We start from the raw sequence: 26,693 nt of genomic DNA, 5'->3' as shown, positions 1-26,693 counted from the left end.
TGCTTGCGTGGGCTTCGCTGCTAGGAGCCAATGCTATATCCGATCGTATATAGTGAGTCGTGAGAGCGACGACCGGTGGCAAGGGGGCTTCGATGCAATTCAGGAATACGGCCAGTGCGACGGTGATCGCCGGAATCATGCTGCTTTCACCGGTTGCGGCGCTGGCTGACGAGACGGCGGGCGCGGAGCCGCGAGGCGGTGAGGAATCAGCTGCATCCGGGACGATCCTGGTCACCGCGCGGCGCCGGGCGGAGGATGCGCAAGCCGTGCCGGCGGCGCTCAGCGTCGTCGGGGGCGATACGCTGACGCGGACCTATACCGTCAACGTCAACCAGCTGACGCAGCTGGTGCCGACGCTCAACTATTCCTCGCCGAACCCGCGCAACACCGCGTTCACGATCCGCGGCCTTGGCAGCAGCGTCGTGGCGATCAGCCAGGCCAATGACGGACTGGAGCCGGGAGTCGGGTTCTATGTCGACCAGGTATATCATGCTCGCCCTGCCACGGCGGCGTTCGATTTCGTCGATCTGGCGCAAGTGGAAGTGCTGCGCGGGCCGCAAGGCACCGTGTTCGGCAAGAACACCACGGCCGGTGCGATCAACATCACGACCAAGGCGCCCTCGTTCACGTTCGGCGCCGAGGGCGAAGTCTCTGCCGGGCAGCAGGGGTTCGTCCAGGCGAAGGCGGCGGTGACGGGGCCGCTTGCCGGCGACGTGCTCGCCTTTCGCCTGTCGGGCTCGATTACCCGGCGCGACGGGGTGCTCTACAACGTGGGCTCAAAGCAGTGGCTCAACGACGTGCACAACGATGCCGTGCGTGGGCAATTGCTGTTCACGCCGAGCGCAGATTTCTCGCTGCGCGTGATCGCCGACTGGTCGAACTTCAGGAATGACTGCTGCACGCAGGTCTATGTGCGGGTGGCGCCGACGCTCAAGGCGCCGGCGCAGCAATATGCCGCGCTGGCCGCGCGCACCGTTCCGGGCGGCTATACGCCGCCGAGCCTCAATCCCTATGACCGCCTGACCGACATCGATGCGTCGCTGGGCGTCGACACCAACGAGGGCGGCGTCTCCGCGATCGCGGACTACACCGTGGGCCGCGCCACGATCACCTCGGTCACGGCGTGGCGTTTCTGGAACTGGGATGCCGACAACGACCGCGACTATACCGGCCTGCCGATCCAGACGAGCCAGCACATCCCCTCGCGCCAGGATCAGTACAGCCAGGAACTGCGCATCGCGTCGAACGACCATGGCCCGATCGAATATGTCGGCGGCCTCTATTATTTCCGGCAGAAGATCGTGGGCCACCCGACCAGCGTCTACGGCCCGCTCGCGACCTATTGGCTGCTGCCCGCCTCGGCCACGCGCACGTCCGCCTTGCTCGACGGGTATCAATCCGGCGGAACCACCGATTTCCGCACCGATAGCTATGCCGCGTTCGGCGAGGTGACATGGCATGCCACGCCCCGCCTCGCGCTGACCGGGGGCATCCGTTATACCTATGAAGAGAAGGACGGCACCTATGACGTGACGACCTTCGGCGGGCAGGCGACCGTGCCGGGGTCGGCGCTCTACAACGATCAGCAGTCGATCCTGCGGGCGCAGCGCTACGCCGGGCACATTGGCGACGGCAGCGCTTCGGGGCGGGCGAACGTGTCATACCAGATCACGCCCGAGGTCATGGCCTATGCGAGTTATGCGCGGGGGCAGAAGTCGGGCGGCATCAACATGTCGGGGCTGCCGGTCTATCCCGCGGGCGTTGCGGGCCATGCCTCGGGCGATCCGATCCTGTCGACCGTGACAGTGCGGCCCGAAAAGAACACCACGTGGGAGGCCGGGCTCAAGACCAGTGCCTTCGGCCGTGCGCTGGCCTTCAACATCGATGCCTATTACACCCGCGTGCGCGATTTCCAGGCCAACGTGGTCGACAATGCCGCCGTCGTCGCGCTGCGCAGCTACCTCGCGAACATTCCGCTGGTGACGGTCAAGGGCGTCGAGTTCGACGCTGCGGCGCGGATCGGCAGCCGGCTGACCCTGCGCGCCGCCGCCTCCTATGCCCGCGGGCGCTATGCCAGCTACCCCGCCGGGCCTTGCCCGATCGAACTGACCGGATCGAGCACCGCGGCCTGCGACCTTAGTGGCAAGGGCATGCCCGGATTGCCGAAATGGTCGGGTTCGCTGGGCGGCGAATACGTTGTGCCGGTGAAGGGCGGGCCGGGCGGGGCTGGGGACCTGTACCTGCGCGCCGATGCCTATGCGCGGACCCGCATCTTCGGCGATGCGACCGACAGCGCCTATACCGTCATCCCCGGCTATGCACTGGTCAACGCCAGCCTCGGTTTTCGCGCCGGTGGCGGGCTGGAGCTGGCGCTATTCGCGCGCAACCTGTTCAACCGCGATTACCTGCAGAATGTGACCGTGCAGGCGGGCAACAGCGGGTTGATCGTCGGCACACCGGGCGACCCGCGCATGTTCGGCGCGACGCTGCGGGCGCGCTATTGATCGGCAGCCCTATCGCCCTCACGGCCGACGCGCCGCACGAACACCACCAGCAGCACGGTCACGGCGGTCAGCACCCCGGCCAGCAGCCAGGCGGCATTGATCGCCGGCACCAGCGCGGCCTTTTCGACCAGCGGGCGGATCATCTCGACGGTGAAATCGTCGATCGGCTGGCCGCGCTGCTCGAGGAAGGAATCGCGCGGGATGCCGATCGAAACCGCGGTAGCAACGTCGCCCGCGCGCAGGCGATCGCCGATCGCGGCGCCCTCGTGCGCAGCGCGGGTGAAGATCGTGGTGTCGATTAGCGCCAGCCCGATCGCCCCGCCGATGTTGCGCATGAGGTTGAACACGCCGCTCGCGTCGGGAACGAGCGCGTCGGGCAAGCGGCCGAGCGCCATGCGCGTCGGTGGGAGCAGGCAGAACATGATCGCCACGCCGCGCACGATCTGCGGCGCAATCATCTGGTGAAAGTCGGTCTGCGCGGTCTGGCGGCAACTCATCAGCAGGCCGGCGGCGAACAGCGCGAAGCCGAAGGCGGTGAGCAGGCGCGGCTCAACCCGGCGTTCGAGCCATACGGCAAGCGGCGCGGTCAGCAATTGCGCCACGCCGGTTACCAGCATGATCTCGCCGATGCGCAAGGGGCCGTGCTCGCGCACCAGCCCGAGGAAGAACGGCATGAGGTAGGTCGAGCCGAACAGGCCGAACCCGAGCGCGAAGCTGAACACGCAGCCCACGGCAAAGTTGCGATCGAAGAAGCAGCGCAGCTCGACCAGCGGGCAGGGGCTACGGACCGTGCGCCATACAAAGCCGACGCCGCACAGCGCGGCCCCGGCGAGCAGCGCCAGCACGCGCGGCGCATCCCAGCCCAGCGTAGGTGCGTCTTTCAGGCCGAGCTGCAACGAGACCAGCGCCGCCGCGAGAAGCACGAGCGCGACGAGGTCGATGGCGCGGTGGTGGCGCAGGTTGTGGCGCGCATGGCGTAGCGCGAGCGCGGCGCCCATGGCCGCGATCACGCCGGGCGCGATGTTGACGCGAAACAGCCAGTGCCACGACAGCGTCTGCGTCAGCCAGCCGCCGGCGATCGGGCCGATGGTCGGGGCAAGCACCGCCGCGACACCGGCGATCGTCGTCGCCAACCCTTGCGAACGCGGCGGGAAGAGCAGGAAGACGGCGGCAAAGACCGAGGGGATCAGGGTGCCGCCGGCAAAACCCTGGACCACACGCCAGGCGATCAGCGCGGTGAAACCATGGCTTTGCGCGCAGCCGATCGAGGCGAGCGTGAACAGCGACACTGCGCCGACGAACAGCCAGCGCATCCCGAGGCGTGCGGTGAGAAAGCCGGTGAGCGGGATCGCGACGATCTCGGCGGTGAGGTAGGCGGTCTGCACCCAGCTCATCTGTTCGGGGCTGATTCCGAGCGCGGCCTGGATCGCGGGCAGCGAAGTGGCGACGATCTGGATGTCGAGGATCGCCATGAACATACCCAGGCACATCAGCGCGAACCCGCACCATTCCGCGATTCTCGCCGTGTGAGGGGCGTCGTTGCCCATTGCCAAGCCGTCAGACCGCGTTACCATCGTGTCTCCTGTCGGTGTTGGGCCACCGTGATCGTTGGCATGGAACTCGGGCAGGGCAAAGTCGTTTCACGGCTAATCTTCTCCAGCCGGATTTCCGGCCAGCACGCGCGGGTACATGACACCGGTTTCCCTGATTTCACTATCGACCCGCACACCCCCACACACCCTGACGCAGGACGACGCGATCGCCGCCGCACGCGCGTTGATCGGCGGGCAGTTCGCCGATTTCGAACGCATGACCGCGGTCTATGCCAATGCCGGGATCGACCGGCGCCAGCTGGCACGCCCGGCGGACTGGTATGCCCAGCCGCGCAGCTTCCAGGAACGTACCGCGGTCTATCTCGAGGTCGCGGTCGACCTCTTCGTCAAGGCGGCGCAGGACGCGCTCGACGAGGCGGGGCTCAAGGCCGATGACATCGACGCGATCGTCACCGTCTCGTCCACCGGCATCGCCACGCCCAGCCTCGAGGCGCGGGCCATGGCGCATCTCCCGTTTCGCAGCGATGTCGCGCGCGTGCCGGTGTTCGGGCTGGGATGTGCCGGCGGCGTGACCGGAATGGGCCTTGCGGCCAAGCTTGCGCGCGCCACGCCCGGCGCCCGCGTGCTGTTCGTTACCGTCGAGCTGTGCAGCCTCGCGCTGCGCATCGACCAGGTGGACAAGGCCGACGTCATCTCGACCGCGCTGTTCGGCGATGGGGCCGCGGCCTGCGTGATGACCAGCGGCGATGCGGCCGGCTTCGCGACGATCACCGGCACGGGCGAGAAGACCTGGACCGATACGCTCGACATCATGGGCTGGCAGGCCGAACCGACTGGGCTGGGCGTCGTGCTCAACCGTGCCATTCCGGTCTTCGCCCGCAACGAGATGGGCAAGGCCGTGGCCGAGATGCTCGCGCCGCAGGGCCTGACGGCGGCGGACGTCGATCGCTTTATCTGCCATCCCGGCGGCGCCAAGGTGCTCGACGCGATCGAGACCGCGCTGGCGCTGGCACCGGGATCGCTCGATCACGAACGCGCGGTGATGCGCGACCATGGCAACATGTCGGCACCGACCGCGCTGTTCGTGCTGGACCGCTGCCGCAAGGCCGGGTTGCCGCCGCTTTCGGTATTGACGGCACTCGGCCCCGGCTTCACCGCCAGTGCGCTTACCTTGCGGAGCCAGTGATGAACCTGCCTTATGTGATCCTTGCCTTCGTCACCGCGCAGCGCCTGAGCGAGCTGGTGATCGACCGGCGCAATACCGCGCGCCTCAAGGCGCAGGGCGCCTTCGAGGTAGGAGCGTCGCATTATCCGGTGATGGTTGCGCTCCATGCCTCCTGGCTGGCGGCGCTGTGGTTCACGGTCGGGGATCGCGCCGTCAACTGGCTGCTGCTGGGCGTGTTCGCCGTGCTGCAGCTGCTGCGCGTGTGGGTTCTGGCCACGCTGGGGCCGCGGTGGACCACGCGGGTGATCGTGTTGCCTGGCGCCCCGCTGGTAACCGGCGGGCCGTTCCGTTTCCTGCGGCACCCCAATTATACGGTGGTGACGGCGGAGATCGCCGTCCTGCCCCTGGTCTTCGGCCTGTGGGGCATCGCGGTGCTGTTCACCGTGCTCAACGCCGCGATGCTCTACGTCCGCATCCGCGCCGAAAACCGCGCGCTCTATACCTGAGCGCCGGCTTCGGCCTTCCCATCAAGGCTTGCGGGGCGCAGTCCCGACAGCTTCGCGCTCGGCCTTGATGCGCAGCATCGCGGAATGGCACTGCGGCGACGTGTCGTTGATGCGCGCGATCATGCACGCTTCCACCTTCTTGCGGCTGAGCGTCTTCATTTCCGCCGGACACAGGCGGCGAGCTTCGGCGGCGCAGGCCTGCTTGCCCGGATCGCTTGCAGCCATCGCGGGCGACACGGCGCCGATCGTTGCGGTGATAGCGGCGAGGGCGGCGAGGGCGCCGGTCGTGATCCTGGTCATTTGCGTACTCCCGAAAGTGCTGGTGATCCCTCGGCGTCCGACACTGTCGCGAGGCTGAATGGCGCCCTGCGGTGCTGTGACAGGCCGTTGGGCCAAGAAAAAGCCCGCTGCATCGAGGTGATGCAGCGGGCCATTTTTCTTATTCGGCGGCGCCGAAGGTGCGCTGCCACCAGCCTCGGCGCGGGGCGCCATCGGGCTCGCTGTCGCCGCTGGGTGCGGCCGGTGTTTCGGCCGGAGCCTCGACCGGGGCTTCGGCAGCTGGTTCCGCTTCGGTCACCGCGGCGGTTGCCTCTGGGGCGGGCTCGACCACCTTCTTCTTGCGGGTACGCTTGGGCTTGGCCGGCGCCTCCTCGGCGACGGGCGCCTCGACCACCGGCTCGGCCGCAACGTCGGCAGCCGGTTCGGCAACCTTCTTCTTGCGGGTGCGCTTGGGCTTGGCCGGTGCTTCCTCGGCAACGGGTGCCTCGGCCACCGGTTCGGCAGCGACGTCCGCCGCCGCGTCGGCCGGAGCTTCGACGACCTTCTTCTTGCGCACGCGCTTGGGCTTGGCCGGGGCTTCCTCCGCAGGCTGCTCGGCAACGCTATCGGTCACGGCCGGGGCCGCGGCCTGGTCGAACGGCGCCGGTTCAGCCGGAGCGGGTTCGGCTGCGGGTGCGACGTCAGCGCTGACGGTATCGTCTTCGCTGGCCTCGGTGTCGCTACCCTCGGTCTCACCTTGGGTGTCCGCGCTGTCCTCGCGCTGACCGCCACGACGGCGACGGCTGCGACGGCGGCGCTTGCGCGGACCGCGATCGGCGGCGTCATCGCCCGTTTCACCATTTGCCTCTTCGCCAGCCTCTTCGGCGCCGGTGTCGACCGCGGCATCGTCACCCTCGGCGGCATCGCCGTCGGTGTCGAATTCGTTCTCGTTCTCGGTCTCGCCTTCGGCCACGGTGCTGCCGTCTTCACGGCGATCGCGATTGCGGCCCCGGCGGCGCTTGCGGCGCTTGCGGCGGCCATTGCCGTCGCCTTCACCCTCGCCATCGCGCTCGGTGCGGCCAGCTTCACCACGTCCGCCTTCGCTGCGACCTTCGCCACGGCGCTCGCCGCGGCTGTCCTTGCGCTCCTCGACGACGTCGCCTTCGTCGTCGTACTCGTCCTCGACGATGTCGTCCTCTTCAGGCTCGACGATCGGCTCGAAGCGGGGGACGAATTCCGGACGCGGCCCGCGCGAAGCGACGCGCATCTTGGCGCCCTCGTTCTCGCCCTCGGGGATGACCTCGACCGAGACGCCATAGCGCATCTCGATCTCGGCGAGATCGGCACGCTTGGCGTTGAGCACGTAGATCGCCGCTTCCTGGCTGGCGTAGAGCGAGATGATGCTGCCCTTGCCCTTGGCGGCTTCGTCCTCGATCATGCGCAGCGCCGAAAGGCCGGCCGACGAGGCGGTGCGGACCAGGCCCGAACCGTCGCAATGCGGGCAGGCGCGGGTGGTCGCCTCGAGCACGCCGGTGCGCAGGCGCTGGCGGCTCATTTCCATCAGGCCGAAGCCCGAGATGCGGCCGACCTGGATGCGCGCGCGATCGTCCTTGAGCGCGTCCTTCATGGCCTTCTCGACCTTGCGGACGTTCGAGCCATATTCCATGTCGATGAAGTCGATCACGACAAGGCCGGCCATGTCGCGCAGGCGCAACTGGCGGGCGATCTCGCGTGCCGCCTCGAGGTTGGTTGCGACCGCGGTCTGCTCGATCCCGTGCTCCTTGGTGGAGCGGCCCGAGTTGATGTCGATCGAGACCAGTGCCTCGGTCGGGTTGATGACGAGGTAGCCGCCCGACTTCAACTGCACGACGGGGTCGTACATCGCCGAGAGCTGGTCTTCGGCGCCATAGCGCTGGAACAGCGGCACGGGATCAGCATACTGGCGCACCCGCTTGGCGTGGCTGGGCATCAGCAGCTTCATGAAGTCCTTGGCGGCGCGGTAGCCCGCTTCGCCCTCGACCACCACTTCCTCGATGTCGCGGTTGTAGATGTCGCGGATCGCGCGCTTGATGAGGTCGCTGTCCGAATGGATCAGCGCCGGCGCTGCCGAACGCATCGTGCCTTCGCGGATCTCGTCCCACAGGCGGGCGAGGTAGTCGAAATCACGCTTGATTTCGGGCTTGGTGCGCTGCAGGCCGGCGGTGCGCACGATGCAGCTCATCGACTTGGGCAGCTCGAGCTCGGCAATGATCTGCTTGAGGCGCTTGCGGTCCGAAGCCGAGCTGATCTTGCGGCTGATGCCGCCGCCATGGCTCGAATTGGGCATGAGCACGCAATAGCGGCCGGCGAGGCTGAGGTACGTGGTCAGCGCAGCGCCCTTGTTGCCACGCTCTTCCTTGACGACCTGGACGAGCAGGACCTGGCGGCGCTGGATCACGTCCTGGATCTTGTAGCGACGGCGCAGGGCCATGCGCTTGGCGCGCAGTTCCTCGGCTTCCTTGCTCTGCGCGCGGCCCTGGCGGCGCGGACGACGCTGGCGGCGGCCGCTGTCGGCCTGGCCTTCCTCGCTCGATTCCGCTTCGCCGGCGTCTTCGCCGTCGTGGTCGAAGCCGTTTTCGACGACACCGCCCTCGATCGTGGCGACCTGGCCCTTTTCGGAGGTGTCGACCTCGGTCAGGCCTTCGCCGTCGCCATAGGCGCCGTCGTCGTAGCCGTTCTCGTCGTCGTAGCCGCCTTCGAATTCGGCGCCGTCGTCCTCGTCGTCGCCGTCTTCGGCGGCGCGCAGGGCGGCTTCCTCTTCGGCGTGGGCGGCTTCTTCGGCCAGCAGCGCCTCACGATCCTGCTTGGGGATCTGGTAATAGTCCGGGTGGATTTCGCTGAAGGCGAGGAACCCGTGGCGGTTTCCGCCGAAATCGACGAAGGCCGCCTGGAGCGAAGGCTCTACGCGGGTGACCTTGGCGAGATAGATGTTACCCTTGATCTGCTTGTGATCCGCAGATTCAAAGTCGAATTCTTCAATACGATTGCCCTTGAGCACCGCCACCCGGGTTTCTTCCTGGTGGCGCGCATCGATCAGCATGCGCGTGGTCATTATGGTTTCTCCAGCCGCGCGGCCATGGGGCGAGGCCCAGGTCCATGGCGCGGTTTCTTGTGGTGGCGCGAAGGCCTGGCGTGCGGCATGGGCCGGTCCAGTGGCGCTTCGCGAATGCGGGTTTGCCGGATCGGAGCATGGGCGATTGCCCATCGTGCTCGCCGCCCGGCGGCGGTTGGTGTGCGTCTGCGGCGATGAAAGCGTGGGGATAGTGCCCGGACTGGGGCATGCCATCGTGCGCGCCGGTTTCCGTCCCACGCACAAATACCCCGGCGGGGCACTTTGGCTGGAACGGCAAGCGGCTCTTCATCACGGCATCAACCTCGAACGCGGGCGAGGGTGGCGTATGTGCCGTGTCCCTTCCTGCCCGCAGGATCCGGTTCGATCGGCCTGGTCCCCTGCCATTGGCGCAAGGGCCGTATGCGTGGCGGACATGCGCACCATCGGAATGGGCGCGGCGCCGACGCGGCGGGGACAGGCCGGAGCCGAACCGCTCCAGTAGAGGCGGTGCTAGCATTCAAACTCCAAACCGGCAATTAAAACCGTGTCGGCTTTCGATCCGTCATCGCCCGCATCCCCATGGTGCAGACAGCCGGCAAGCATTTGCACTGGACCGGCACGGCCGGATGACGGCATAGGCTGGCGATTACGATGGTTAAGCAGCGGGTCGTCATCCTTGCCCTGTTCGTGGTGCCGCTGCTGATCGCGGTGCTGTGGCTGAGACTGGCGATCGGCCTGGGTGCAGGCGATCCGCGCTACGTAGTGCGCTTCGCCTTGCCCGACGGCACCCGCCCGATCGACCTGCCCCGCATCGAGGGGCCGGCCGATGCCAGCCGCCCGCTCGTGGTGATCGACGCCGGGCATGGAGGGCATGATCCGGGCGCCAGCGGCGAGGGCACCTTGCGCGAAAAGCAGGTGACGCTGGCCCTCTCGCTCGCGCTGCGCGACGCACTGCTGCGCGAGGGGCGGGTGCGGGTCGCGCTGACACGCAGCGACGATCGCTTCCTCGCGCTCGAGGAGCGCTCGGGGATCGCGCGGCGCTTGGGGGCCGACCTGTTCATTTCGATCCACGCCGATTCCGCGGCCGCCGCCGATGCCGGGGGCGCGACCGTCTATGCCCTGTCCGACCGGGGATCGAGCGCGGTGGCCGATGCCGTGGCGCGGCGCGAGAACCGCGCCGACCGCGTCAATGGCGTCGCGCTGGCCGGCCAGTCGGACGCCGTGTCATCGATCCTGGTCGACCTGTCGCGACGCGACATGCGCGCGCGGTCGCTGAGGCTGGCGGACCTGATCCTGCGCGAGGGCGAGGGCGCGATCCGCTTTCACGCCGACCCGCGGCGCGAGGCGGCCTTCGTCGTCCTGAAGTCGCTCGATCTTCCCTCGGTGCTGATGGAGGCCGGCTACATCAGCAACGGCGAGGACGCGCGCGCGATGACCGACCGGGCCTGGCGCGACCGTTTCGCCCGCGCCGTCGCCCGCGCGATCGCGATCTTCCTCGCCGAACAGGATGCGCGCCCGCTGGCGGGATGAGCCGCGCGCCGCCGGGGCGATAGGCACTGGCGGGGGAGCGAAGCGGCGTGCTAGAGCGCGCCACGATGGCTGACGATGTGCCCCCGATCATTGCGCGCGGCGATGCGCCCGAACCCGATGGAGCGCCCGGCGATGACGGGGAAGGCGCGGGGCGCCGCTTTCGCATAAGGCGTGGCGGCAGTCTCTGGGGCCAGGCCAAGGGCCTGTGGCATCGCTCGAAATGGGTGCGCCGGGCCGGCTGGCTGGTGGTCGTGCTGCTGGTGCTGCGCGGGTTGCTGTGGGTCACGGTCGAGCGGACGCTGCCCTCGGCCGAGACTCTGCTGACCTACCAGCCGCCACTGCCCACCATGGTGCGCGGCGCCGACGGGCAGATCGTGTCGAGCTATGCCCGCGAGCGGCGCGTGCAACTGCGGTATGTCGATTTCCCGCCCCAGCTGATCAACGCCTATCTTTCGGCCGAGGACAAGACGTTCTGGAGCCATGGCGGCGTCGACTTCAGCGGATTGGCCGGCGCGGTGGTCGATTACGCGACCAAGTTCGGCTCGGGCGAACGGGCGCGCGGCGGTTCGACGATTACTCAGCAAGTCGCCAAGAACATCCTGATTGGCAACGAATATTCGGTCACGCGCAAGCTCAAGGAAATGCTGCTGGCGCGCCGCATCGAGAGCGTGCTGAACAAGCAGCAAATCCTCGAGCTCTATCTCAACGAGATCCCGCTCGGCCGGCAGAGCTTCGGCGTCCAGGCCGCCAGCCGGGCCTATTTCGACAAGGACGTCGGCGATCTGAAGCTGCACGAGGCGGCGTTCCTCGCGATCCTGCCCAAGGCGCCCGAGACGTACAGCCGTGCCAAGTTCGCCGAAAAGGCGATGGTCCGCCGCAACTGGGTGCTCGACCAGATGCAGAAGAACGGCTGGGCGACGGCTGCGCAAGTGGCAGATGCGAAGGCCCAGCCGCTCGGCCTCGTGCCGCGCCGGGTCGAGACGTACACCGCCGACGCCGGCTACTTCCTCGAGGAAGTGCGTCGCCAGCTGATCGAGCGCTTCGGCGAGCAGGCTGCCGATGGTCCTAACAGCGTCTATGCCGGCGGGCTGTGGGTGCGCACCTCGCTCGACCAGCAGCTGCAGACCGCGGCGCAGGATGCCCTGCGCGCCGGTCTGCTACGCTACGCCGCCGGGCGCGCGTGGCATGGGCCGATCGCGCACATCGATCTCGACGAAGGCAACTGGCAGTCGCAGCTCATCAACAGCAACCTGTCGATCCGTTACCAGGACTGGCGCGTCGCGGTACTGCTGTCGAAGCGCGGCGGCAGCGGCCAAGTCGGTTTCGCCGATGGCAAGACCGGCACGCTTTACGGCGTGCCCGACGCGATGAAGGCGGGCGACGTCATCACCGTCGCGCCGCTGGGCACCGGGACCTGGGCGGTGAGGACCGTACCCGAGGTTTCCGGCGGCATGGTGGTCGAGGATCCGCAGAGCAGCCGCATCCTCGCGATGCAGGGCGGGTTCGATGCGCGCCTCGGCAGTTTCAACCGCGCTACCCAAGCGCAGCGCCAGCCAGGCTCGACGATCAAGCCCTTCGTTTATGCGACCGCGCTCGACAACGGCATGACGCCGGCCTCGATGGTCGTCGACGGAACGTTCTGCGTCTACCAGGGTGCGGCACTCGGCCAGAAGTGCTTCCGCAACTTCGGCAACGAGGGCGGCTCGGGCAGCCATACGATGCGCTGGGGCCTGGAACAGTCGCGCAACCTGATGACCGTGCGTGTCGCCAACGATGTCGGCATGGACAAGGTGGTGCGCACGATCAAGAACGTCGGGATCGGCGATTACCAGCCCTACCTGTCGATGGCATTGGGCGCGGGCGACACGACCGTGATGCGCATGGTCAACGCCTATGCCGCGCTCGCCAATCATGGTCGCCAGCGCGAGGCCTCGCTGATCGACTATGCGCAGGACCGCAACGGCAAGGTGATCTGGCGCGCGGACAACCGGCCGTGCAACGGCTGCAACCTCCCGCGCTGGGATGGCTCGGCGATGCCGCGGCTCAAGCCCGCGGGCAAGCAGGTCATCGACGCGCGCACGGCCTATCAGGTCGTGCACATGCTTGAAGGCGTGGTGGTGCGCGGGACGGCCGAGACGCTGCACGACCTCGGTCTGCCGCTGTTCGGCAAGACCGGCACGACCTCGGGCCCGACCAACGTGTGGTTCGCCGGCGGCTCGCCCGATATCATCGCCGGGATCTACATGGGCTATGACCAGCCGCGCAGCCTGGGCGGTTACGCGCAGGGCGGCCGCATCGCCGCCCCGATCTTCAAGCAGTTCGTGCTGTCAACGCGCGAGCGATGGGCCGACATCCCGTTCACTGCGCCGGCGGGTGTGTCGATGGTCAAGATCGACCGCGTCTCGGGCAAGCGCGTGTTCGGCGGCGTGCCGCAGGACAACGAGCGCAAGGCTTCGGTCATCTGGGAGGCGTTCAAGCCCGACACCGAGCCCAAGCGCACGGTGCAAGCCTCGGAAATCACCGCCAAGGAGGCGATCCTCGAAGCGCTGCGCAAGGCGCGGGCCGCGCGCGGCCCCGTCGCCGCGCCCACCCGGCCGGGCGAGAACTTCGTCGTGGACCAAGGGGGCATCTATTGAGGCGGGCAGGGGTGTGCTAGACCCTCTGGCATGAACATGCGCACCCCCCTTGCCGCACTGGCGGCGCTCGCCCTTGTCTCCACCCCGATGGTCGCCCAGGCGGCGCTGCCCAAGGGCGCGGTGGCACCAGACTTCACCGCACAAGGTGCGCTCGGCGGCAAGCCGTTCAGCATCCACCTCAAGCAGGCGCTCAAGCGCGGCCCGGTCGTGCTGTATTTCTACCCCAAGGCCTTCACGCAGGGCTGCACGCTCGAGGCCCACGCCTTCGCCGATGCGACCCCCGATTTTGCCAAGGCCGGCGCCACCGTGATCGGCATGTCGAACGACGACGTCGCCACGCTGACCCGCTTCTCGACCGAGGAATGCCGCAACAAATTCGCGGTCGCCTCGGCCACGCCCACGATCATCAAGGCCTATGACGTCGACCTGCAGCAGGCCGGCAAGTCGACCGGCCTGACCACGCGCACCAGCTACGTGATCGCGCCGAGTGGCAAGGTCACGATGGTGCATTCCGACATGGACTATCGCGACCACGTCAAGCTGACGCTGGCGGCCGTCCAGGCGCTCAAGGGCCGTCGCTGAGCAGCCAGGGGCACCACCGCGCACCTTTACAAACGGCTGCGCTTCGCTAAGCGGCGCAGTTCGTTTGTAGGAGTGAGAGTGTCATGCGTGCCGAAGGGCAGGCTCATATCGACCGCATCGAAGCGGCGCTGGCGCTGGTGCGCAAGTTCCTCGACTGGGATCGCGCCGTGCGCCGTCTCGACGAGCTCAACGCGCGCGTCGAGGATCCCAAGCTGTGGGATGATCCCAAGAACGCCGAGGCGGTGATGCGCGAGCGTCGCCGGCTCGAGGCGTCGATCGGCACCGTCCGCCAGATCGGCCAGGAAATGGCCGACGCGATCGAGTTCGTCGAACTGGGCGAAGTCGAGGGCGACGACGACACCATCGCCGAGGGGCTCGCGACGCTGGCCGCGCTGGCTGAACGCGCCGACGCCGACAAGGTCCAGGCGCTGCTGGCCGGCGAGGCCGACGCGAACAACGCCTATCTCGAAGTGCACGCCGGCGCCGGCGGTACCGAGAGCCAGGACTGGGCCGAAATGCTCCAGCGCATGTACACCCGCTGGGGCGAGCGCCACGGATACAAGGTCGATCTCGTCGACTATCATGCGGGCGAAGCGGCGGGCATCAAGAGCGCGACGCTCCTGCTCAAGGGTGAGAACGCCTACGGCTATGCCAAGACCGAGAGCGGCGTGCATCGCCTGGTGCGCATCAGCCCCTACGACAGCTCGGCGCGCCGGCACACCTCGTTCAGCTCGGTCTGGGTCTATCCCGAAATCGACGACAACATCGAGGTCGAGATCAACCCGTCGGACCTCAAGATCGACACCTATCGCGCCTCGGGCGCGGGCGGACAGCACGTCAACACGACGGACTCGGCGGTGCGTATCACCCACGTGCCGACCGGGATCATCGTCGCCAGCCAGAACGACCGCAGCCAGCACAAGAACCGCGCCACCGCGATGAACATGCTGAAGGCACGGATCTACGAGGCCGAGCTTGCCAAGCGCGAAGCTGCGGCCTCGGGCGAGTATGCCGCCAAGACCGAGATCGGCTGGGGCCACCAGATCCGCTCCTACGTGCTGCAGCCGTATCAGCAGGTGAAGGATCTGCGCACCGGCGTGGTCAGCACCAATCCGACCGAAGTGCTCGACGGCGCGCTCGATCCGTTCATGGCCGCCGCCCTGTCGCAGCGCGTCACGGGCGAGAAGGTCGCGGTCGAGGATGACGATTGATCCAGGATGGGCGGGCCTGCCCCTTCGGCAGGCCCGCCCATCCCGGCATCCACATTTTGTCACGCCCGGCGGCCGCACCACGCGCGCTAACGGGCTTTCGCTGGCGGCGGATTCGCCGTAAGCCTGTGCTTTCGGGTACCACGTCCGGCACGAAGACCGGGACGCAAGGATGATCGTATGGGGGCGATCGGGCAGCGTTCGGGCAGCACTCGGGTCAGGGCCGTTCAACGCCATGCGCGCATGCGCACTGAAGGATGAATATGTCTGCGTTCAAGGGATTGAAGCCGATCCTCTATGGAGGCCGTGAAGTGTGGCCACTGGTGGAAGGGGGCAAGGGGGTTGCCGCCACCAATCACACCAGTTCGGGGGCCTGGGCCGCGGCGGGTGGCATCGGCACCGTCAGTGCGGTCAACGCCGACAGCTATGACGCCGAAGGCAAGATCATCCCGCAGGTCTACAACGCGCTGACCCGCAAGGAGCGGCACGAGGAACTGATCCGCTACGCCATCGACGGCGCGGTCGAGCAGGTGCGCCGCGCCTACGACATCGCCGGCGGCAAGGGCGCGATCAACATCAACGTGCTGTGGGAAATGGGCGGCGCGCAGGCGGTGCTCGAAGGCGTGCTGGAAAAGACCCGCGGCCTCGTCACCGGCGTGACCTGCGGCGCCGGCATGCCCTACAAGCTGTCGGAAATCGCGGCGCGCTTCAACGTCAATTACCTGCCGATCGTCTCGTCGGGCCGTGCCTTCCGGGCACTGTGGAAGCGCGCCTATCACAAGGTCGCGCACCTGATGGCCGCGGTGGTCTATGAAGACCCGTGGCTGGCCGGTGGCCACAACGGCCTGTCGAACGCCGAAAATCCGCGCCAGCCCGAAGATCCCTATCCGCGCGTCAAGGCACTGCGCGACACCATGCGCGCCGAGGGCGTGAGCGACGACGTGCCGATCGTGATGGCCGGCGGCGTGTGGTTCCTGCGCGAGTGGAACGACTGGATCGACAATCCCGAACTGGGCGCCATCGCCTTCCAGTTCGGCACGCGCCCGCTGCTGACCGAGGAAAGCCCGATCCCGCAGGCGTGGAAGGAGCATCTGCGCACGCTCGAGCCAGGCGACGTGCTGCTGCACAAGTTCTCGCCTACCGGGTTCTATTCCTCGGCCGTGCGCAATCCGTTCCTGCGCGCGCTCGAAGCGCGTTCGGAGCGCCAGATCCCATATTCCAAGGTCGAGGCGGGCGAGCATACCGTCCAGCTCGACGTGGGCGTCAAGGGCAAGAACTTCTGGGTCACGCCGGTCGACCTCAGCCGCGCCCGCGCCTGGTTCGGCGCCGGTTTCACCCACGCGCTGCGCACGCCCGACGACACGATCGTGTTCGTCTCGCCCGAGGAGCGCGAGGAAATCCGCAAGGACCAGGCCGACTGCATGGGCTGCCTGTCGCATTGCGGCTTCTCGTCGTGGAAGGACCATGACGATTACACCACCGGACGCCTCGCCGACCCGCGCAGCTTCTGCATCCAGAAGACGCTGCAGGACATCGCCCATGGCGGGGACATCGACAAGAACCTGATGTTCGCCGGCCACGCGGCCTATCGCTTCAAGCAGGACCCGTTCTATTCCAACAACTTCACGCCGACCGTGAAGCAGTTGGTCGATCGCATCCTCACCGGCGACTGAGCCGAGGCCCCATCCTCCCTGCCGGCGGCGGGGAGGGGGTGCCGCGCTTTCATACCCCTCCGTCAGCGCTGACGCGCTGCCACCTCCCCATCGCGGATGGGGAGGATCTTTGAGATCCTCCCTGCCGAAAGGCGGGGAGGGGGACCGCCCGCGCAGCGGGTGGTGGAGGGGCCGATATCCCCCCATCGATGATGGGGAGGTTTTTTCGTGTCAGGCGTCGTCGCCCAGCGTTGCGGCATCGAGCCCGGTCAGTTCGTCTTCGCGCGTCACGCGCATCGGGATCACCATCGACACCATCAGTGCAGCGATCGCGGTGCCGATCGCGCTCCAGCCCGCGATGGCGCCGACCGCGACGATCTGCGCGACGAGCTGATGCGCGAGGTCCATGCCCTGAACGAAGCCGACGCCGCCGAGTGCGGGCGACAGCAGCAGGCCGAGCAGCACCGAGCCGAGCATGCCGGTGACGCCGTGGGTTGCAAAGATGGCGAGCGAGTCGTCGATCTGCAGCGTGCGCAGGATGACGCTGGCCGTGCCACGCGCGGCAACCGCGCCAAGAATGCCGAGCAGGATCGCCGTGCCGGGGCCGACATAGCCGGCAACCGGCGCCAGGATCGCCAGGCCTGCGACCGCGCCGCGCGCAAGGCCGGTGAGCGTCGGCTTGCCGAGGTAGAGGCGGTCGAGCAGGAGCCAGGCCAGCGCCGCACTGGCCGCGCCGACGTGCGTGTCGATCAGCGCCATGGCGGCATCGTCGCCCGCGGTAAACGCGGAGCCGCCAGCAAGCGCGAGCGAACCTGCCCAGGCCAGTGCGACGCCGGAGAAGGTGAGCGCGGGACTGCCACCTGTGCTGGCGAGCGCCTCGGCCATGCGTTCGCGCCGGCCCATGAGCAGGGCGGCGACGAGCGCGCCGACGCCGGCCGTGGTGTGGACCACCAGACCGCCGGCATAGTCGAGCGTGCCAAGCCGGCTTGCGAGCCAGCCGCCACCCCAGGCCCAGTGTGCGACCGGGGCATAGACGATCAGGCTCCACAGGCCTGCGAAACCGGCAACCCAGCCCAGCCGGGCCCGGTCGGCCCAGGCCCCGACCATCAGCGCCGGTGCGAGCAGGGCGAAGGCCATCTCGAACAGGGCGAAGGCGCTTTCGGGCACCAGGGTGCCATCACGGACATTGCCGAGATCGATCAGCATCCAGGCATTGCCGCTGCCGAGCCAGCCCGAGCCGGCCACGCCGAACGCCAGTGTGTAGCCGACCACGATCCACAACACCGAAACCAGGGCAAGGATCGCAGTCGTCTGCGCCAGAACCGACAGCCGGCTTTGCATGCGCACGCGCCCGGCGTGAAACAGGGCCATGCCCGGCACGACAAGCAGGGCGCCGAGCACACCTGCCACAAGGATCCAGGCGGTGTCGCCGCTATCGGCAGGGTCGAGCCCGGCATCCTGTGCGCGGGCCAGGGCCGGGGCGGCAAGGCCGGCGAGAAGGGCAAGCACGCGCAGCGCGCGGCGGATCGAAGTTGAGATCATGGCGCGGTCTCTAGCGGCAAGGTTTTGATAAATGGGAAACGGCGCGCGGGCCGGCGCCGTGCAGGGGCCAAGTTCGAGTGGCTTCAGGCCCAGCCCTCGAACACTTGGTCGGGCGGGCGATGGCCATCGGCCCAGAACCGGATATTGGCGATGACCTTGTCGCCCGAGGCCAGCCGTCCCTCGAACGTCGAGCTGCCCATGTGCGGCAGGAGGACGACATTGGGCAGCGCGCGCAGCCGTGCATCGACTCGCGGTTCGTGCGCGAAGACGTCGAGCCCCGCGCCGCCGATCGACTTCGCCTCGAGCGCGGCGATCAGCGCGGATTCCTCGATCAGTTCGCCGCGCGCCGTGTTCACGACATAGGCATGCCGCTTCATCATGGCGATGCGGCGAGCATCGATCAGGTGATGTGTCTCGGCGGTGTGGGGGCAATGTAGCGAGAGAATGTCGGCGTCCTGCACCAGCTTGTCGAGGTCCGGCTCGAAGCGCGCGCCGAGCGTCTCCTCCAGTGCATGGGGCAGGCGGTGGCGGTTGTGATAGACCACGGCCAGTCCGAAGGCGCGCGCCCGCAGCGCCACGGCCTGACCGATCCGGCCCATGCCGACGATGCCGAGCAGCTTGCCGCCGAGGCGGTGGCCGAGCAGCGCTGACGGCGACCAGCCTTCCCACGTGCCTTCGCGGATCTCGCGCTCGCCGTCGGTCAGGCGGCGCGGCACCGAGATGATCAGCGCCATGGTCATGTCGGCGGTGTCGTCGGTAAACACGCCGGGCGTGTTGGTCACGATGATACGCCGGGCACGCGCGGCGGCGAGGTCGATATGCTCGGTCCCTGCGCCAAAGCTGGCGATGAGGCCGAGGTTGGGACCCGCGGCGGCGATGAGCTCGGCGTCTATGCGGTCAGTAACGGTCGGCACCAGCACGTGCGCTTCGCGCACTGCGGCGAGCAGCGCCTCGCGCGCAAGGGGGCGATCATCGGTGTTGAGCGTCACGTCGAACAGGTCGGCCATGCGCTGCTGGGTTTCGGGCAGCAGGCGCCGCGTCACCACGACGCGCGGCTTGCCTTCGATGCGGCGGGTCAGGCGCAAGTCCTGTGGTCGGGCGTGCTGGCTCATCCCGCACATGGCTAGGACGAGGTGGCCTTGGCGGTCAAGCAGGACCAAAGCCGGATCGGAGTGGTAACGCGCCGGCCCCGGCGGCGCCCGCACGGTTGCCCGCACGGTTGCTCTCGCCCGCCAATGGTGTATCGCCGAGCAGACGCGGCGGTCTCGAAACACTCCGGCACCAGCCGCAAAGGAGACTGCCTGCCGTGATCCCGACCCGCGCCCCGCTACGCCGCATCGTTACAGCGCTGGCGGGTGGCATCGTGCTTGCCGCCTCGACGCCGGCCCGGGCCGCAGACGACAGCGCGGCACCGTATTGGGCCTCGCTCTCCAAGGACCAGACCAACATGCGCGTCGGGCCGGGGCGCGAATACCGCATCAACTGGGTCTATGTCCGCAAGGGGCTGCCCGTGAAGGTGCTGCGCGTGATGGGTGGCTGGCGCCTGGTGCAGGACCCGGACGGCGCACGGGGCTGGATGCTGGCGCAGTTTCTCAGCCGGGCGCGCAGCGGGCTGGTCAAGGGCAGCGTGACGCCGATCCGCGCCGATGCCAACGGCGGTGGCGCCGTGCTGTGGCGTGCAGCGCCCGGAGTTCAGGGCGCCTTGGGCGATTGCCGCGATGGCTGGTGCGCGTTCGATATCGGCGGGCGCAAGGGCTTTGTCGCGCAGGATGCGGTCTGGGGTGCGGGTACGCCGTGAACTTTGCCGCATGACTTGTTGATTTGCCATGAAAAAGCCCGCTCTCAGCCGAGAGCGGGCTTTTTCATTCGAGAGCGTGCGGCCGCAATGGCCGCACGCTTGCCCGGGTCAGGCGAGGCTCAGAGCAGTTCGATCGCCAGCGCGGTGGCTTCGCCGCCGCCGATGCACAGGCTCGCGACGCCCTTGGTCTTGCCGTGACGCTTGAGCGCGCCGATCAGCGTGGTGACGATGCGGGCACCCGACGCACCGATCGGATGGCCGAGCGCCGTGGCGCCGCCGTGAACGTTGATCTTCTCGCGCGGGATGCCGAGGTCGTGCATCGCGAACATCGGCACGCAGGCGAAGGCTTCGTTGATCTCGAACAGTTCGACGTCGTCGATCGTCCAGCCGGCCTTGTCGAGCAGCTTGGTGATCGCGCCGACCGGTGCGGTGGTGAAGTCCTTGGGCTCCTGCGCGTGGGCGGCGAGGGCGACGATCTTCGCCACCGGCTTGAGGCCCTTGGCATCGGCAACGCTCTGGCGCGTCAGCACGACCGCAGCGGCGCCGTCCGAGATCGACGACGAGGTGGCGGCGGTGATCGTGCCGTCCTTGGCGAAGGCGGGCTTGAGCGCCGGGATCTTCTCGGGGCGCGCCTTGCCCGGCGCCTCGTCGGTATCGACCACGACTTCGCCGGCGCGCGTCTTGACCGTCACGGGCGCGATTTCCTCGGCAAATGCGCCATCGGCGATCGCGGCCTTGGCGCGGCGCAGTGTTTCCAGCGTGAATTCGTCCTGGATTTCGCGGGTCAGTTCATAGGTGTTCGCGGTGTCCTGCGCGAAAGTGCCCATGGCGCGGCCCGCTTCGTAAGCGTCTTCGAGGCCGTCGAGGAACATGTGGTCATAGGCAGTGTCATGGCCGATGCGCGCACCCGAGCGATGCTTCTTGAGCAGGTACGGGGCATTGGTCATCGATTCCATGCCGCCGGCGATGGCGAGGTCGACCGAGCCGACCGCCAGTGCCTCGGAAGCCATGATGATCGTCTGCATGCCCGAGCCGCAGACCTTGTTGACGGTGGTCGCCTGGACCGACTTGGGCAGGCCGGCCTTGATCGCGGCCTGCCGGGCAGGTGCCTGGCCGAGACCGGCGGGAAGGACGCAGCCCATGTAGATGCGGTCGACATCGCCGCCCTCGACGCCGGCGCGCTCGACCACGGCCTTGACGGCGGTCGCGCCGAGATCGGTGGCCGCGACGTCGGCAAGGGCGCCCTGCATGCCACCCATCGGCGTGCGCGCGTAGCTGAGGATGACGATCGGGTCTGCTGCGGAGAACTGGGCCATGGAAACAGGTCCTTCCTGTGATAGGGGCCACCGCAGCGACATCGGGCCGCGGCTTGTTGTCGTTGTCCTGCGCGATGTAGAGAGCAGGCGGGGGGAATGCAATTCGCCGCGCGGTTGCGCCACGAATTTCGTGACGCAGTGCAGCAAGATTGACTCAGTAAGATTGCGGTAGCGGGGGGAGGGGTGTGCCCGAGGCGATTACTATCCTGTGCGCGGGCGTCGGCGCCGTGGTCGGCGCCATCGTCGGCTCGTTTTTGGGCGTGGTCGCGGGGCGCTGGCCGCAGCGGCGCTCGGTCATCCACGGGCGTTCGGCCTGCGAGGCCTGTGGCCGCACGCTGGCGTGGTTCGACCTGATACCCGTCATCTCGTGGATGGGCCCCCGCGGACGCTGCCGTACCTGCGGTACGCCGATCGGCATCGATGCGTTATTGGCCGAAGTCCTCGGTGCGATCGTTGGCGGCACGGCCTGCCTGGCGAGCGACGTACCGGGCTGGTCGGTCGCGGTGCTGGGCTGGCTGCTGCTCGTCATTGCCCTGCTCGATGCGCGGCACATGTGGCTGCCGCTGCCCCTGACCATCGGCCTCGCTGTCACCGGCCTGGGTCTGGCCACGTACCAGGCCCTTGCTGGCGACGATGCGGCGATCCTGGTCCAGGCGCTCGCCGGGGCGTTCGTAGGCTGGGCACCGCTGGCCTTGCTGGCGACATCGTATCGACGCTGGCGGGGGCGCGAAGGGCTGGGCGGGGGCGATCCCTTGCTGCTTGGCGCGATCGGGCTCTGGCTTGGCCCGCTCGGCGTCATCCATTGCCTGCTAGCGGCTGCGCTCGCCGGCCTTGCCTGGGTGGCGCTGATATCGGTGCGGGCAAGGATAATAGGGACCGAGGGCATGACCGCGCAAAGCGCGCTGCCGTTCGGCGCCTTCCTGGCCCTGGCTGCCTGGCCCCTCTATGTGATCGGCTGAACCCGCTTCCGGCGTAGTGGATCGGAGGGCGTTGCATTGACGGCAATCGTATGCGCGTCTTGTGCAACACGGAGCGTGAAAGGCACCCTGACCCTTGGAAAACCCGGCCGATAAGGCCGTCATCGCACATTCATGATAGGGATTGTCACGATCCTGCCCGAATGGGCGCGGTCAAGCCCCTTTATTGCGCTGCACCCCACTTGCACATGGGCCGAGCGGGGACTAGTGCCCCTTGCCAAGTGCATTACATCGCGAGTCAGCCCCTTGGTCGACCTCATCCAATACCTGCCGATCCTCATCTTCCTCGGGATCGCGCTTGCGCTCTCCACGGCGTTCGTGTTCCTGCCGATGGGTGCCGCCCGTCTCACGGGCACGCATAATCCGTCCGCCGACAAGTTGGCCGAATACGAGTGCGGTTTCCCCGCGTTCGAGGACCCGCGCAGCCAGTTCGACGTGCGCTTCTATCTCGTGGCGATCCTCTTCATCATCTTCGACCTCGAGGCTGCGTTCCTCTTCCCCTGGGCGGTGAGCCTGAAGCAGACCGGTTGGGCCGGCTGGGCGACCATGATGGTCTTCCTCGGCGAACTGGTGCTCGGCTTCATCTATGCCTGGAAGAAGGGGGCGCTGGACTGGGAATGAACGACATGGCTACCAATCCCGCCGTTGTGCCTGCTGCCGGGTCGCCGATCGTGGCGCCCGACCAGGCCTATTTCGACAGCCTCAACGCCGAAGTCTCGGACAAGGGCTTCCTGGTCACGTCGACCGAAGACCTGTTCCAGTGGGCGCGTACAGGCTCGCTGTGGTGGATGACCTTCGGCCTCGCATGCTGCGCGGTCGAGATGATCCACGTCAACATGCCGCGCTACGACATGGAGCGCTTCGGCGTCGCCCCGCGTGCCTCGCCGCGCCAGTCGGACGTGATGATTGTCGCGGGCACGCTGTGCAACAAGATGGCTCCGGCGCTGCGCAAGGTCTACGACCAGATGTCGGACCCCAAGTACGTCATCTCGATGGGTTCATGCGCCAATGGCGGCGGCTACTACCACTACAGCTATTCGGTGGTGCGCGGCTGCGATCGCATCGTGCCCGTGGACATCTACGTCCCGGGTTGCCCGCCGACCGCCGAGGCTCTGCTCTATGGCGTGATGCAACTGCAGCGGAAGATCCGCCGCGTCGGCACGCTCGAGCGTTGAGAGGGTAGGGTCCATGGCCATTCTGCATGCATCCCCGCGCTACGCCCCGTTCGACGGGGTGAAGGACGCACTGGTCGCCGCGCTCGGCGCGCACGTCATCGAGGCGAAGGAAGAGCATGGCGAGATCGTCCTGCTCGTTGCGCGCGACACGATCGAGACCGTGCTGCGCACCCTGCGCGACGAGCATGAGTTCCAGCAGCTCATGGAAATCGCGGGCGCGGACTATCCGCAGCGGCTCGACCGCTTCGAGGTGGTCTATTGCCTGCTCTCGCTCACGCGCAACCTGCGCCTGATCGTCAAGGTGCGCACCGACGAGAACACCCCGGTGCCGACCGCCACGACACTGTGGCCGGTCGCCGGCTGGCTCGAGCGCGAAGTCTACGACATGTACGGCGTGCTGTTCGCCGGCAATCCGGACCTGCGTCGCATCCTCACCGACTATGGCTTCCAGGGGCACCCGTTCCGCAAGGACTTCCCGCTGACCGGCTATGTCGAGCTGCGTTATTCCGAGGAAGACAAGCGCGTGGTCTACGAGCCCGTGCGCCTTGCCCAGGACCTGCGCCAGTTCGACTTCATGAGCCCGTGGGAAGGCGCGGATTACGTGCTGCCGGGCGATGAGAAGGCCGCGGCGCCGACCGCCGCACCGGTTGCGCCCGCTCCGGCCCCGGTCGCCACGCCCAAGGACACGCCGACCACGGCGCAGACCGGCGCGGGCGAGGGGGCCAACAAGGAAGCGAACAAGACCACGGGAGACCGCACATGAGCTTCCAGCTCGAAGAGTCGCCCACCACCGGCGACGAGGTCATCAGCAACTACACGATCAACTTCGGCCCCCAGCACCCGGCCGCGCACGGCGTGCTGCGCATGGTCATGGAGCTGGACGGCGAGATCATCGAGCGGATCGACCCGCACGTTGGCCTGCTGCATCGCGGCACCGAAAAGCTGATCGAGCACAAGACCTACCTGCAGGCGCTGCCGTACTTCGACCGCCTCGACTACTGCTCGCCCCTGGCGATGGAGCACTCCTACGTGCTCGCAGTGGAAAAGCTGCTCAACATCGAGGTGCCGCTGCGCGCCCAGTACCTGCGCGTGCTGTTCGCTGAGCTGACCCGCATCTGCAACCACATGCTCAACATCGGCAGCCACGTCATGGACGTCGGCGCGATGACGCCGAACCTGTGGCTGTTCGAAATCCGCGAGGACTGCCTCACGTTCTTCGAGCGGGCCTCGGGCGCGCGCATGCACTCGGCCTGGTTCCGCCCCGGCGGCGTTCACCAGGACGTGCCGCTCAAGCTGCTGACCGACATCGCCGACTGGCTCGACACGCGCCTGCCGCAGCTGTTCGACGACGCGATGAGCCTCGTGGTCGACAACCGCATCTTCAAGCAGCGCAACGTCGATATCGCCGTCGTCAGCAAGGACGACGCGGTGGCCTGGGGCTTCTCGGGCCCGATGATCCGTGGCTCGGGCATTCCGTGGGATCTGCGCAAGTCGCAGCCTTACGACGTCTATGACCGCATGGAGTTCGACATTCCCGTCGGCACCCGCGGCGACTGCTACGACCGCATGATGGTGCGCGTCGAGGAAGTGCGCCAGTCCGCGCGCATCATGAAGCAGTGCCTCGCGCAGATGCCCGAAGGCCCGGTGCAGAGTTCCGACCGCAAGGTCGTGCCGCCCAAGCGCGCCGAGATGAAGAGCTCGATGGAAAGCCTGATCCATCACTTCAAGCTCTACACCGAGGGCTTCCACGTCCCGGCCGGCGAAGTCTACGTGGCCACCGAAAGCCCCAAGGGCGAGTTCGGCGTCTATCTGGTCTCGGACGGCAGCAACAAGCCGTACCGCTGCAAGATCCGCCCGACCGCGTTCTCGCACCTGCAGGCCATGGACTTCATGTCCAAGGGCCACATGCTGCCCGACGCGACCGCCATCCTCGGCGCGATCGACGTGGTGTTCGGGGAGTGCGACCGGTGACCCGCAAGCAGATCGACCAGATCTCGATCCTCGCCTGCATCACTGGCCTCGTGCTGGTGGCGGCGTGGTTCATCGCGCTCGCGGTGACCGGCGAGACGCCCGACACGCTTGCCATGCTGGCGAGCGCCGTTGGCGGCTTCGAGCTTTTCCACTTTGGGCAGGGCGTGTTCACCGCGCGCGCCCGCCGCAGCCGGGGGCGCTGACATGGCGACCCAATCGACCGCTGCCGGCAAGCTGACCGCCATCGCCACGGCGATGATCGCGGCCTACAATGCGCAGGATGCCGACGCCTATGTCGCGCACATGACCGACGATGCCTGCGAAGCGGGCTATCGCGGCGCCGTCGTGCGCGAAGGCAAGGAAGGGACCCGCGAGGGCCTGACCAAGATGTTCGCCGAGTTTCCCGAGAACCGCGCCGAAGTGGTCTCCTCGAACGAGCTGGGCAATTATGTGCTGTTTCACGAGCGCGTGTGGCGCTCTGCCGCCGCGGAGCCGTTCGACGTCATTGCCGTCTACAGCTTCGAAGGCGACAAGTGCGCGCGCGTGGAGTTCATTCGCTAATGGCCGACCGTCATCCCGAACCCGACAGCCCCGAACTGCGCGCGCGCTGGGGTAACTTTGCCTGGACCGAGGCCAATGCGGCCAAGGCGAAGGAAATCGTCGCGCGCTATCCCGCCGGACGCCAGCGCTCGGCGGTGATGCCGCTGCTCGACCTTGCCCAGCGCCAGGTCGGCGCCGAGGAAAACACGCAGGGCTGGCTGCCGCTGCCGGTGATGGAATACATCGCTGCCCAGCTCGACATGCCGATCATCCGCGTGCTCGAAGTCGCGACGTTCTACACGATGTACAACATCGCCCCGGTCGGCCGGTTCCACGTCCAGGTCTGCGGCACGACGCCGTGCATGCTGCGCGGTTCGGACGACATTCTTGCCGCCTGCAAGGCCAAGGGCATGAAGAAGGGCCACACCACTGCGGACGGCCTGTTCACGCTCACCGAGGTCGAGTGCATGGGTAACTGCTCGTCGGCGCCGATGGTGCAGATCAACGACGACAACTACGAAGACCTGACCGCGACGCGGATCGAGCACATCCTCGACGAGCTCGCCGCGGGTCGCCAGCCCAAGACCGGCACGCAGGAGCCGGGCCGCCACACCGTGGAACCGCTGGGCGGGCCGACGACGCTGACCGCGATGGTTGATGCAAACCACGATTACCGAGGGGAGTGGTAA

Annotated in this window: 23 protein-coding genes; 17 read left to right on the top strand and 6 right to left on the bottom strand. The window is 67.6% G+C overall.

Translation table 11 applies throughout. The features are described from left to right. Nucleotides 1–92: 92 nt before the first annotated feature. A complete protein-coding gene (locus V7Q48_RS09245) occupies nucleotides 93–2,504 on the top strand; it encodes a TonB-dependent receptor (protein ID WP_333837731.1) in 2,412 nt (803 codons plus the stop codon). Here V7Q48_RS09245 and V7Q48_RS09240 read toward each other — a convergent pair. After that, the gene (locus V7Q48_RS09240; RefSeq protein ID WP_333837730.1) at nucleotides 2,498–4,078 is read right to left on the bottom strand and encodes a DHA2 family efflux MFS transporter permease subunit; all 1,581 of its coding nucleotides are present in this window, start codon (nucleotides 4,076–4,078) and stop codon (nucleotides 2,498–2,500) included. The two genes, V7Q48_RS09245 and V7Q48_RS09240, sit on opposite strands and share 7 nt — an antisense overlap. A 115-nt stretch (nucleotides 4,079–4,193) precedes the next feature. Here V7Q48_RS09240 and V7Q48_RS09235 point away from each other — a divergent pair, with 115 nt between their 5' ends. Together V7Q48_RS09235 and V7Q48_RS09230 are read left to right on the top strand one after the other, a co-directional pair. Further along, nucleotides 4,194–5,243 carry a type III polyketide synthase gene (locus tag V7Q48_RS09235; protein WP_333837729.1) on the top strand — a complete coding sequence of 350 codons (1,050 nt, stop codon included), beginning with the start codon at nucleotides 4,194–4,196 and terminating at the stop codon, nucleotides 5,241–5,243. After that, on the top strand, nucleotides 5,243–5,728 hold the full coding sequence (locus V7Q48_RS09230) for an isoprenylcysteine carboxyl methyltransferase family protein (RefSeq protein ID WP_333837728.1): 486 nt from the start codon (nucleotides 5,243–5,245) through the stop codon (nucleotides 5,726–5,728). Before V7Q48_RS09235 ends, V7Q48_RS09230 begins: the two co-directional genes overlap by 1 nt. Nucleotides 5,729–5,749: 21 nt before the next feature. On the opposite strand, the gene V7Q48_RS09225 is transcribed toward V7Q48_RS09230, so the two are convergent. Both V7Q48_RS09225 and V7Q48_RS09220 read right to left on the bottom strand, forming a co-directional pair. Further along, complete coding sequence (locus tag V7Q48_RS09225) at nucleotides 5,750–6,028, bottom strand: hypothetical protein (protein WP_333837727.1); 279 nt, start codon at nucleotides 6,026–6,028, stop codon at nucleotides 5,750–5,752. Between the two features lie 139 nt (nucleotides 6,029–6,167). Beyond that, nucleotides 6,168–9,077 carry an Rne/Rng family ribonuclease gene (locus tag V7Q48_RS09220; RefSeq protein WP_333837726.1) on the bottom strand — a complete coding sequence of 970 codons (2,910 nt, stop codon included), beginning with the start codon at nucleotides 9,075–9,077 and terminating at the stop codon, nucleotides 6,168–6,170. Nucleotides 9,078–9,728: 651 nt separating this feature from the next. Here V7Q48_RS09220 and V7Q48_RS09215 point away from each other — a divergent pair. From V7Q48_RS09215 to V7Q48_RS09195, 5 genes are all read left to right on the top strand, one after another. Next, nucleotides 9,729–10,607, top strand: coding sequence for an N-acetylmuramoyl-L-alanine amidase family protein (locus V7Q48_RS09215; RefSeq protein WP_333837725.1), 879 nt, complete (start codon nucleotides 9,729–9,731; stop codon nucleotides 10,605–10,607). A 65-nt stretch (nucleotides 10,608–10,672) separates the two neighbouring features. Beyond that, complete coding sequence (locus V7Q48_RS09210) at nucleotides 10,673–13,243, top strand: penicillin-binding protein 1A (protein ID WP_442947117.1); 2,571 nt, start codon at nucleotides 10,673–10,675, stop codon at nucleotides 13,241–13,243. A 36-nt stretch (nucleotides 13,244–13,279) separates the two neighbouring features. Beyond that, nucleotides 13,280–13,825: a peroxiredoxin gene (locus V7Q48_RS09205; protein WP_333837794.1), complete on the top strand. Its 546-nt coding sequence runs from the start codon at nucleotides 13,280–13,282 to the stop codon at nucleotides 13,823–13,825. 83 nt (nucleotides 13,826–13,908) lie between these two features. Next, on the top strand, nucleotides 13,909–15,036 hold the full coding sequence (prfB, locus tag V7Q48_RS09200) for a peptide chain release factor 2 (protein ID WP_333837722.1): 1,128 nt from the start codon (nucleotides 13,909–13,911) through the stop codon (nucleotides 15,034–15,036). A 260-nt stretch (nucleotides 15,037–15,296) separates the two neighbouring features. After that, entirely contained in the window at nucleotides 15,297–16,706 is a 1,410-nt protein-coding gene (locus V7Q48_RS09195; protein ID WP_333837721.1) for an NAD(P)H-dependent flavin oxidoreductase, read from the top strand. A gap of 210 nt (nucleotides 16,707–16,916) precedes the next feature. On the opposite strand, the gene V7Q48_RS09190 is transcribed toward V7Q48_RS09195, so the two are convergent. Then, nucleotides 16,917–18,227, bottom strand: a complete 1,311-nt coding sequence (locus V7Q48_RS09190; protein ID WP_333837719.1) for an ammonium transporter — start codon at nucleotides 18,225–18,227, stop codon at nucleotides 16,917–16,919. Nucleotides 18,228–18,310: 83 nt separating this feature from the next. Beyond that, a complete protein-coding gene (locus V7Q48_RS09185) occupies nucleotides 18,311–19,339 on the bottom strand; it encodes a 2-hydroxyacid dehydrogenase (RefSeq protein WP_333837718.1) in 1,029 nt (342 codons plus the stop codon). A gap of 194 nt (nucleotides 19,340–19,533) precedes the next feature. Between V7Q48_RS09185 and V7Q48_RS09180 the strand changes: the two genes are divergently transcribed. After that, nucleotides 19,534–20,025, top strand: coding sequence for an SH3 domain-containing protein (locus V7Q48_RS09180; RefSeq protein ID WP_333837716.1), 492 nt, complete (start codon nucleotides 19,534–19,536; stop codon nucleotides 20,023–20,025). A gap of 119 nt (nucleotides 20,026–20,144) precedes the next feature. Here V7Q48_RS09180 and V7Q48_RS09175 read toward each other — a convergent pair whose 3' ends face one another. Further along, on the bottom strand, nucleotides 20,145–21,341 hold the full coding sequence (locus tag V7Q48_RS09175) for an acetyl-CoA C-acyltransferase (protein WP_333837715.1): 1,197 nt from the start codon (nucleotides 21,339–21,341) through the stop codon (nucleotides 20,145–20,147). 185 nt (nucleotides 21,342–21,526) lie between these two features. Here V7Q48_RS09175 and V7Q48_RS09170 point away from each other — a divergent pair, with 185 nt between their 5' ends. The 8 genes from V7Q48_RS09170 (at nucleotide 21,527) to V7Q48_RS09135 (ending at nucleotide 26,693) form a co-directional block, all read left to right on the top strand. Continuing rightward, nucleotides 21,527–22,300, top strand: coding sequence for a prepilin peptidase (locus V7Q48_RS09170; protein WP_333837714.1), 774 nt, complete (start codon nucleotides 21,527–21,529; stop codon nucleotides 22,298–22,300). A 264-nt stretch (nucleotides 22,301–22,564) separates the two neighbouring features. Next, the gene (gene ndhC / locus V7Q48_RS09165) at nucleotides 22,565–22,939 is read left to right on the top strand and encodes an NADH-quinone oxidoreductase subunit A (RefSeq protein WP_333837712.1); all 375 of its coding nucleotides are present in this window, start codon (nucleotides 22,565–22,567) and stop codon (nucleotides 22,937–22,939) included. Beyond that, on the top strand, nucleotides 22,936–23,493 hold the full coding sequence (locus V7Q48_RS09160) for a NuoB/complex I 20 kDa subunit family protein (protein WP_333837710.1): 558 nt from the start codon (nucleotides 22,936–22,938) through the stop codon (nucleotides 23,491–23,493). The genes ndhC and V7Q48_RS09160 overlap by 4 nt, the downstream gene beginning before the upstream one ends. Nucleotides 23,494–23,506: 13 nt before the next feature. After that, on the top strand, nucleotides 23,507–24,256 hold the full coding sequence (locus V7Q48_RS09155) for an NADH-quinone oxidoreductase subunit C (RefSeq protein WP_333837708.1): 750 nt from the start codon (nucleotides 23,507–23,509) through the stop codon (nucleotides 24,254–24,256). Beyond that, nucleotides 24,253–25,464, top strand: a complete 1,212-nt coding sequence (locus V7Q48_RS09150; protein ID WP_333837707.1) for an NADH-quinone oxidoreductase subunit D — start codon at nucleotides 24,253–24,255, stop codon at nucleotides 25,462–25,464. The genes V7Q48_RS09155 and V7Q48_RS09150 overlap by 4 nt, the downstream gene beginning before the upstream one ends. Continuing rightward, nucleotides 25,461–25,667, top strand: a complete 207-nt coding sequence (locus V7Q48_RS09145; RefSeq protein WP_333837705.1) for a hypothetical protein — start codon at nucleotides 25,461–25,463, stop codon at nucleotides 25,665–25,667. Before V7Q48_RS09150 ends, V7Q48_RS09145 begins: the two co-directional genes overlap by 4 nt. 1 nt (nucleotide 25,668) lies before the next feature. Further along, nucleotides 25,669–26,025 (top strand): nuclear transport factor 2 family protein, encoded by a 357-nt coding sequence (locus tag V7Q48_RS09140; RefSeq protein ID WP_333837704.1) that lies wholly within the window; start codon nucleotides 25,669–25,671, stop codon nucleotides 26,023–26,025. Further along, nucleotides 26,025–26,693: a complex I 24 kDa subunit family protein gene (locus V7Q48_RS09135; protein WP_333837702.1), complete on the top strand. Its 669-nt coding sequence runs from the start codon at nucleotides 26,025–26,027 to the stop codon at nucleotides 26,691–26,693. Before V7Q48_RS09140 ends, V7Q48_RS09135 begins: the two co-directional genes overlap by 1 nt.

It is taken from the genome of Novosphingobium sp. (assembly GCF_036803765.1).
In the GTDB taxonomy this organism is placed as follows: Bacteria; Pseudomonadota; Alphaproteobacteria; order Sphingomonadales; family Sphingomonadaceae; genus Novosphingobium.
Note: the sequence above shows the minus strand (reverse complement) of the source record. Positions and strands in the feature narration are given on the sequence as shown.

Excerpts from the sequence above, each read along its gene's own strand:
- V7Q48_RS09245 (WP_333837731.1), top strand. The coding sequence starts at position 93 with ATGCAATTCAGGAATACGGCCAGTGCGACGGTGATCGCCGGAATCATG.
- V7Q48_RS09240 (WP_333837730.1), bottom strand. The coding sequence starts at position 4,078 with ATGGTAACGCGGTCTGACGGCTTGGCAATGGGCAACGACGCCCCTCAC.
- V7Q48_RS09235 (WP_333837729.1), top strand. The coding sequence starts at position 4,194 with ATGACACCGGTTTCCCTGATTTCACTATCGACCCGCACACCCCCACAC.
- V7Q48_RS09230 (WP_333837728.1), top strand. The coding sequence starts at position 5,243 with ATGAACCTGCCTTATGTGATCCTTGCCTTCGTCACCGCGCAGCGCCTG.
- V7Q48_RS09225 (WP_333837727.1), bottom strand. The coding sequence starts at position 6,028 with ATGACCAGGATCACGACCGGCGCCCTCGCCGCCCTCGCCGCTATCACC.
- V7Q48_RS09220 (WP_333837726.1), bottom strand. The coding sequence starts at position 9,077 with ATGACCACGCGCATGCTGATCGATGCGCGCCACCAGGAAGAAACCCGG.
- V7Q48_RS09215 (WP_333837725.1), top strand. The coding sequence starts at position 9,729 with ATGGTTAAGCAGCGGGTCGTCATCCTTGCCCTGTTCGTGGTGCCGCTG.
- V7Q48_RS09210 (WP_442947117.1), top strand. The coding sequence starts at position 10,673 with ATGGCTGACGATGTGCCCCCGATCATTGCGCGCGGCGATGCGCCCGAA.
- V7Q48_RS09205 (WP_333837794.1), top strand. The coding sequence starts at position 13,280 with ATGCGCACCCCCCTTGCCGCACTGGCGGCGCTCGCCCTTGTCTCCACC.
- prfB (WP_333837722.1), top strand. The coding sequence starts at position 13,909 with ATGCGTGCCGAAGGGCAGGCTCATATCGACCGCATCGAAGCGGCGCTG.
- V7Q48_RS09195 (WP_333837721.1), top strand. The coding sequence starts at position 15,297 with ATGTCTGCGTTCAAGGGATTGAAGCCGATCCTCTATGGAGGCCGTGAA.
- V7Q48_RS09190 (WP_333837719.1), bottom strand. The coding sequence starts at position 18,227 with ATGATCTCAACTTCGATCCGCCGCGCGCTGCGCGTGCTTGCCCTTCTC.
- V7Q48_RS09185 (WP_333837718.1), bottom strand. The coding sequence starts at position 19,339 with ATGAGCCAGCACGCCCGACCACAGGACTTGCGCCTGACCCGCCGCATC.
- V7Q48_RS09175 (WP_333837715.1), bottom strand. The coding sequence starts at position 21,341 with ATGGCCCAGTTCTCCGCAGCAGACCCGATCGTCATCCTCAGCTACGCG.
- V7Q48_RS09160 (WP_333837710.1), top strand. The coding sequence starts at position 22,936 with ATGAACGACATGGCTACCAATCCCGCCGTTGTGCCTGCTGCCGGGTCG.
- V7Q48_RS09155 (WP_333837708.1), top strand. The coding sequence starts at position 23,507 with ATGGCCATTCTGCATGCATCCCCGCGCTACGCCCCGTTCGACGGGGTG.
- V7Q48_RS09150 (WP_333837707.1), top strand. The coding sequence starts at position 24,253 with ATGAGCTTCCAGCTCGAAGAGTCGCCCACCACCGGCGACGAGGTCATC.
- V7Q48_RS09140 (WP_333837704.1), top strand. The coding sequence starts at position 25,669 with ATGGCGACCCAATCGACCGCTGCCGGCAAGCTGACCGCCATCGCCACG.
- V7Q48_RS09135 (WP_333837702.1), top strand. The coding sequence starts at position 26,025 with ATGGCCGACCGTCATCCCGAACCCGACAGCCCCGAACTGCGCGCGCGC.